The sequence below is a fragment of the Klebsiella sp. Ech2A genome (genome assembly GCF_030078455.1).
Lineage (GTDB): Bacteria > Pseudomonadota > Gammaproteobacteria > Enterobacterales > Enterobacteriaceae > Klebsiella > Klebsiella terrigena.
Window position 1 is genome coordinate 1 of record NZ_JAQGFU010000206.1, and the last position, 7,075, is coordinate 7,075.

The 7,075-nt window shown below is 57.6% G+C and carries 6 protein-coding genes; 4 read left to right on the forward strand and 2 right to left on the reverse strand.

Translation table 11 applies throughout. The annotated features are described in order from the left end of the window. Together PFH44_RS23020 and PFH44_RS23025 are read right to left on the reverse strand one after the other, a co-directional pair. A partial coding sequence (locus tag PFH44_RS23020) for a phytanoyl-CoA dioxygenase family protein (RefSeq protein ID WP_283826269.1) occupies nt 1–347 on the reverse strand: 347 nt, incomplete at its 3' end. A gap of 27 nt (nt 348–374) precedes the next feature. Next, nucleotides 375–1,895 (reverse strand): amino acid ABC transporter permease/ATP-binding protein, encoded by a 1,521-nt coding sequence (locus PFH44_RS23025; RefSeq protein WP_283826270.1) that lies wholly within the window; start codon nt 1,893–1,895, stop codon nt 375–377. A gap of 499 nt (nt 1,896–2,394) precedes the next feature. Here PFH44_RS23025 and PFH44_RS23030 point away from each other — a divergent pair, with 499 nt between their 5' ends. The 4 genes from PFH44_RS23030 to PFH44_RS23045 all read left to right on the forward strand — a co-directional run. Continuing rightward, nucleotides 2,395–3,309 (forward strand): LysR family transcriptional regulator, encoded by a 915-nt coding sequence (locus PFH44_RS23030; RefSeq protein ID WP_045858750.1) that lies wholly within the window; start codon nt 2,395–2,397, stop codon nt 3,307–3,309. A 260-nt stretch (nt 3,310–3,569) separates the two neighbouring features. Then, the gene (locus PFH44_RS23035; protein ID WP_283826271.1) at nt 3,570–4,397 is read left to right on the forward strand and encodes a phytanoyl-CoA dioxygenase family protein; all 828 of its coding nucleotides are present in this window, start codon (nt 3,570–3,572) and stop codon (nt 4,395–4,397) included. A gap of 365 nt (nt 4,398–4,762) precedes the next feature. Next, entirely contained in the window at nt 4,763–5,851 is a 1,089-nt protein-coding gene (locus PFH44_RS23040; RefSeq protein WP_045858744.1) for an ABC transporter substrate-binding protein, read from the forward strand. A gap of 83 nt (nt 5,852–5,934) precedes the next feature. After that, on the forward strand, nt 5,935–7,075 hold a 1,141-nt coding region (locus PFH44_RS23045; protein WP_283826272.1), incomplete at its 3' end, for an ABC transporter permease.

Below are 7,075 nucleotides of genomic sequence, written 5' to 3' on the forward strand. Positions count from 1 at the left end.
TTGGATTTAATTTTGCTGTGATGAAAGCGGGTGCCGCTGCCGCCGATAAGCTGCGCGGCGATCGCCGCCATCCGCGAATCCAGCGCCGCGCGCCGGTAGGCGGCGGAGATCTCCGTCGGCGAGCTGACGCGGCGCAGCGACGGGTGGTCGGGGCGGTGGTCGCTTTCAAGATCGAAGCGCGGACGGCCGTCCTCGGTCTCTCCCCAGGCGTCGCCGTGGCGGCGGCTCTCCTCCACCCAGCCGTCGAAATCCTGTTGAAGCCCGGCGATCTCTGCGGGAGAAAGCACCGCCTCAACCACCAGAAAACCCTGCTGATGAAACTGTTCGATTTGCCACTGCGCGATCATATTTTTTTCCTTTCACAAACGGAGCGGTTAAGCCAAAGAGACGTCTTTGAGGAAGGCGTCAACGCGCGGGTGGTTGCCGTCGCGCATCGCCTGGGGCGTGTCGTCGCAAACCACGCGCCCTTTTTCCATAAAGACAATTCGGTCAGAAACTTTGAAGGCGAAATTCATTTCGTGGGTCACGATAACCATGGTGATCCCCTCATCGGCCAGCGATTCAATAACCTGAAGCACTTCGTTGACCTTTTCCGGGTCCAGCGCCGAGGTCGGCTCATCGAAGAGCATGATTTGCGGGCGCATCATCAGGGCGCGGGCGATAGCCACCCGCTGCTGCTGGCCGCCGGAAAGCTGGTGCGGGTACTTCCACGCGTGGTCGAGCATGCCGACCTTATACAGCAGCTCGCAGGCGCGCTGCCTGAGCTCCGCCTCCGCCGCCAGCCGGTGATAGCGCGGGGCCAGCAGCAGGTTGCCGAACACGGTCAGGTGCGGGAAGAGGTTGAAGCTCTGAAAGACCATGCCAATATTCAGCCGGTGCTCGGCGTTCTCCATAAAGCGCGGCTTCTGCACGCCCTGGCGGTCGAGGTGAATAAACGGCTGGCCGTTGATGCGGATCTCGCCGTTGTCGATCTGCTCCAGGCCGTTGAGCAGGCGAATCAGCGTGGTTTTGCCGGAGCCGGAAGGGCCGATGACCGACACCACTTCCCCGGGCTGGACCTGCAGGCTGACGGCGCCCAGCACCTCCACGTTGTTGTAGGCTTTATGCAGCTTCGAGGCCTGCAGCGCCGGCTGGTGGCTATCGACGGCGCTGCGGGCAACGGCCGGACGGGCGGCGGTGGCCAGCGCCAGCATGTCGGCGTCGACCGGGCGGTTGGTTTTACGCTGGGTGACGTCGAGCCAGGTCTCCAGGCGCTTCAGCAAGAAGTCGAACACGGTGACGATCAGCACGTAGTAGAACGCCACCGCCGCCATGGTCTCCATCACCAAAAAGTTTTGCGAATAGAGGCGCTGACCGACCATCAAAATCTCGGTCAGGGAGATAACGGAAACCAGCGAGCTGAGCTTAACGATCGCAATATATTCATTGGCCAGCGCCGGCAGCGCCACCCGCAGCGCCTGGGGAATAATCACCCGCCACTGTGTGCCGCCATAGCGCAGCCCCAGGGCCCGCGCGGCCTCGCCCTGGCCTTTGGCGATGGAGAGCAGGCCGCCGCGATGGATCTCGGCGACGTAGGCCGCTTCGCTGAGCACCATCGCCAGCAGGCCGGCCCAGAAGGGGTCGTTGAGCACCGCCGCAAATGACGGCACCGCCTGCGGCAGGTTATAGACGAAGATCAGCAGCACCAGCAGCGGCAGGCTGCGAAACAGCCAGATATAGAGCCGGGCGGGGACGTTAAAGAGCCTGCGCGGCGACTGCTTGGCGAGGGCGAGAATAAAGCCCAGCACAATACTGCAACCCCAGGTCAGCAGACTCAGTTTAATGACGGTCCAGGTGGCCTGCCAAAAATCTGCGTCGCTGAGCAGACTTAACATGTAGTTCCAGTTAAACATCATGGGCTATTTCACTCGCCATAATTAACGGACATGAAGACGATACCGATGTTCTAAAATGGGGCATCGTCACTATTTATCGGGCAATTACACTATGCTGGTACTCTTCGCCATCAGGCAATTAGTAAATTTTTGGTCTTTAAGTTTAAAAAAACTATATAGCCAGATTAATTTCAATAAATTTAAAGCAATGAGTGCGAAACAAGAACTAAACATTAAAAAAACAATTGCTGTTATTGGTCAACGGAATCTGCCGATAAATTGGATGTTGCGCCACAATGGGGCACGCTGAGGTTTTATTTGGTGCAGCCTGGTTCATCCTGGTGCAATTAATTCATCGGGGCTGGGGTTTTATTATTTCAGCGCCTTTAGCGAGATAAATAATTCATTCGTCCCCGCGGCAATGCGTCTCTTCGCCGGGGAGTGGCACGATGCTTGCAATTGGCCTATCAGGAAACTATGCCGTTTCTGCGAATGACAATATTTCATAAAGGGTAAGGCCATGACGCGATTCACGCTCAAACAACTTAAATACTTCGTTACCGTTGTGGAGACCGAAAGCATCGCCGAAGCCTCCCGACAGCTGCATATTGCCCAGCCGTCGATCTCGATTGCGATAAAAAACCTTGAGGGCTCCTTCGAGCAGCAGCTGTTTATTCGCCACCACGCGCAGGGCGTTTCGCTTACCCCCTGCGGGCGCCGCTTCTACGAGAAAGCCAAGGAGCTGCTGCGCCTCTCCTGGGAGTTTGAGCAAAACGCCCGCGCCGATAAGGAGCTGGTTTCCGGCACCATTTCGGTGGGCTGCTTTGAATCCGTTGCGCCGCTGTATATGCCAAAGCTGGTGGCCGGATTTAAAAAGATGTATCCAGAAATAACCCTTCAGCTCTACGATGGCGAGCAGCATGAATTAATGCACGGCCTGCACCGCGGGCGTTTTGATTTAGCCCTGGTCTACGATCTGGAATTAGGCCACTCGATCAGTAAAGAGACGCTTAATGCCCCGCATAAGCCCTATGCGTTATTACCGGCCAGCCATCCGCTGGCGCAAAAAAAGAGCGTTACGCTGCAGGAGTTAAGCCAGGAGCCGATGATTTTGCTCGATGCGGTGCCGAGTAAAAACTATTTTATTACCATTTTTAAAGAGAAGGGCTACCATCCGCAGGTGGCCTACAGCTCGCCGTCAATTGAGATGGTGCGCTGCATGGTCGGGCAGGGGCTGGGCTTCTCGGTATTAGTGACCCGGCCGCTTTGCGATATGACCTACGACGGCGAGCGGCTGGTCCAGCTGGAGATTGAGGATCGCATGCCGGCCTCAACCTTAATTATGGCGCACCTCGCGAATAATGAACCCACCCGGCCAACGCAGCTATTTATGGACTATTGTCGCAGCATTGAGCTAACCCCGGCGCTGGTTTAGCCGGCAACGTCGAGCGCCGCAAGGATATATATTGTCACGAGCCTGAGTACCGGGCTCGGGGGCTATTTTATTTGTTATTTCGATCCCGGACGGTGCTCGACAAAATACTAAGTCCGGCGCGGCAGGCCCTAAGGCTCATAAATTTCTATTACGAGTATCGTTTTATAATAATTTACCATTCGACGCTGGCTAAATAACCTGAGACCGCTGACGCCCGGCGTCATCAACCCAATCATTTATCCAGCACAGGACGGTTAGCTATGCACAATCAGCGTTATCCGCAGATCGACCGGCAGACGATCGATACCTACCAGACGGATGGAGTGGTGTTACTGAAGGGCGCGTTCACTCCGTGGATCGACGGCCTGGCGAAGGGCGTGGCGGAACTGATGGCCAACCCCAGCGAATACGGGCACGCCAGAACGGTGGTGCCGAAGGACGGCTCCGCGCCCTTTTTCCAGGACTACTGCAACTGGTCACGGATCGCCGATTTTGAGCAGTTTGTCAGGCAGTCGCCGGCGGCGGAAATTGCCGCCGCCCTGATGCAATCGACCACGGCGAAATTTTTCCACGAGCACACGCTGGTCAAGCCCGCCGGCGGCAGCACGGTCACCCCCTGGCATCACGATCAGCCCTACTACTGCGTTGAGGGGCGGCAGAACGTCAGCTTTTGGATCCCGCTGGATCCGGTTGCGCAGGAGATTTCGCTGCGCTGCATCCGCGGCTCCCACCTGTGGGGAGAGGAGTTCAGCCCGACCCGCTTCAACGGCTCGAAGCTCTACCAGCACGGTCGCTTTAAGGAGCTGCCGGACATTGACGCCCATCAGGATGAGTACGATATCGTCAGCTGGGCGCTGGAGCCGGGCGACGCGGTCGCCTTCCACTACCGAACGCTGCACGGCGCCAGAGGTAACGCCACGGCGCGGGCGCGACGGGTCTTTTCTGCCCGCTGGGTGGGCGACGACGCTACCTTTGTTGACCGCGGGGGCGTGACCTCGCCGCCGTTCCCGGAGCTAATGCTAAAAGATGGCGATGCCCTGGTTTCTCCGCTGTTCCCGCAGGTGTGGCCGCGCGAAGCGCGGGGCTAATATCGCCGGGCGGCAATCATTAACGGCGGAAAATGATATTGCCGCGGCCGGCCTGCCGGCGGGTTAATTATTTTCCGCCGCCTCGGCGCTAAATCGGCACCATTTTTCCGGCCCGCCAAATATTCCCGGTGCCGGCATCCCGGTACGAAAATGCCTGCTTAATGTGTTCTTAATATTTCATCTTCAATGATGCTGGCGGCTATTCCGTCGACACACTTCTTATCCGTCTATATCGCGCTAAATAAGATTTAAATTCCGTCAGCATCACAAAAGCCAGAAAAAAACCGCCCCCGGCGTTGCAAGCCGCGAACCCCTCGCTATATGTTAAATTTGTGTTTAATAAATGATGCCTAAGGGTTGGGTTTATGTATAAGAAAATTGGTGGTTTAGTGGTTTCACTGACGGCAGTCTTCTCCGGCGCCGTTTTGGCGGCGCTCCCTCAGGGCTACCCGGCTGAATATCAAAAGGTGGTTGATGCCGGGAAGAAAGAGGGCAAGGTTGTCATCTATTCAACGACCGATACCAAAGCGGCGGGGCCGTTAATTAAAGGATTCGAGGCGCAGTACCCCGGAATTAACGTTGAATATAACGATATGAACAGTACAGAGCTGTACAACCGCTACATCAGCGAGCAGGCGGCGGGCGGCGGCAGCGGGGACGTGGTCTGGAGTTCATCGATGGATACGGCGCTGAAGCTCGCCACCGACTACGCCGAAGAGTACGCCTCGCCCGAGCTGGGCAAGCTGCCAAAATGGGCGGTCTGGCAGCAGAAGGCCTACGGCACCACCTATGAGCCGGTGGTCTTTATCTACAACAAGCGGCTGATCCCGCAGGGCGACGTGCCGGACTCCCATACCGCGCTGGCGAAGCTGATTGCCGCCCAGACCGACAAATTTAAAGGCAAGGTCACCACCTACGATATCGAAAAATCTGGCCTCGGCTTTATGCTGGCGGTGCAGGACAGCAAGGCCGACGCCAGCTATTTCAGCAACCTGGCGGGAATGGCCAAAGGCGGCCTGACCGTGCAGTCCTCAACCGGCACCATGATGGAGCGCGTCTCATCGGGTGAAAACCTGATTGGCTTTAACATTCTCGGCTCCTACGCCGAAGCGCGCGCCAAAACCGATCCCTCTCTCGGTATCGCCTATCCCAAAGACTACGTGCTGGTCCTTTCCCGCGTCTCGTTTATAACCGCCGACGCCGGGCATCCTAACGCCGCTAAGCTGTGGTTCGACTATGTGCTGTCAGAGAAAGGGCAGAGCATCCTCGCCGGTCAGGCCGATATTCCCTCTATTCGTAACGATATCGAAGGCAAAAATGATATCGACGGGATGACTAAAATGCTGGGTAACGCCCTGAAGCCGATTCCGGTGGACGAAACCCTGCTGGAATATCTGGAACCGAAAAAGCGTCTGGAATTTATTAAACAGTGGCGTAGCGCGGCGGCTAAATAATCCTCCTGAGGCGCGACATCTTCCGCTGTCGCGCCCGTTAATACCCGGCAGGCTGTGTTAACGCCTGAGCAAAGGGATCGCATATGAACGTATTACGCCGAAAATGGCAGGGGCTGCCGCGCGGTATTGTGGTGCTGATCGCGGCGTTGGCTATCTACGTCCCGCTGTTATTTATTGTGGTGCAGAGCTTTCTCTCGGCGCCTTTTTTTGCGCGATCGAAAGCGTTCAGCTTCGAAGCCTTCGAATTTATCTTTACCGATCCTGATTTTTATCTGGCGCTGAGGTCCGGCTTTATTCTGGCCTTCGGTCTGGTGGCGATCGCCATTCCGCTCGGGGGGATCCTCGCCTTTTTAATGGTCCGCACCGATTTGCCCGGCCGGCGCTTTATTGAACCCCTGATCCTGGTGCCCATTTTCGTCTCGCCGATGGTGCTGGCCTTTGGCTACGTGGTGGCGGCGGGGCCGGGTGGCTTCTTCTCGCAGTGGGCCGAGCGGCTGCTGGGCTTTGTGCCGTGGAACATCTACTCGATGTTCAGCATCGTGGCGATCGCCGGATTAACCCACGTCCCGCACGCCTATCTCTATATCTCCTCCGCTCTGCGCAGCGTCGGCTCCGATGTCGAGGAGGCGGCAAGGACGGTAGGCGCTTCGCCGCTGCAGGTCATGACCTCCGTCAGCCTGCCGATGGTGCGGCCCTCGATCCTCTACGCCTGCGTGCTGCTGTTTTTCCTCGGCCTGGAGGTATTCGGCCTGATGCTGGTACTCGGCGACCCCGAGGGCAACATGGTGCTGGCGACCTATCTTTATAAGCTGACCAATAAGCTTGGCACCCCCTCTTACCACCTGATGGCGGCGGTGGCGGTGGTGCTCATTTGCATCACCATTCCGCTGGTGATGCTGCAGCGTCGGCTGATGCGCACCGCCAACCGCTTTGTCACCATGAAGGGCAAGGCCTCCCAGGCGCGGGCGCTGCCGCTGGGCAAGTGGCGCTGGGTTGCCGGCGTGGTGGTGGTGCTGTGGCTGACGGTGACCATCGGCGTCCCGCTGCTTGGCGTGGCGATGCGGGCGTTTATTTCCAACTGGGGCGTCGGCGTGTCGCTGTGGGACGAGCTGTCTCTGGCGACCTTCCGCAATATCTGGCAGCAGCCGAACCTGCTGCGGGCCATCGTCAACTCGATGGCGATCGGCATTTTTGGCGGCGCGCTGGCGGTCGTGTGCTATCTGT

Excerpts from the sequence above, each read along its gene's own strand:
- PFH44_RS23035 (WP_283826271.1), top strand. The coding sequence starts at position 3,570 with ATGCACAATCAGCGTTATCCGCAGATCGACCGGCAGACGATCGATACC.
- PFH44_RS23030 (WP_045858750.1), top strand. The coding sequence starts at position 2,395 with ATGACGCGATTCACGCTCAAACAACTTAAATACTTCGTTACCGTTGTG.
- PFH44_RS23025 (WP_283826270.1), bottom strand. The coding sequence starts at position 1,895 with ATGATGTTTAACTGGAACTACATGTTAAGTCTGCTCAGCGACGCAGAT.
- PFH44_RS23040 (WP_045858744.1), top strand. The coding sequence starts at position 4,763 with ATGTATAAGAAAATTGGTGGTTTAGTGGTTTCACTGACGGCAGTCTTC.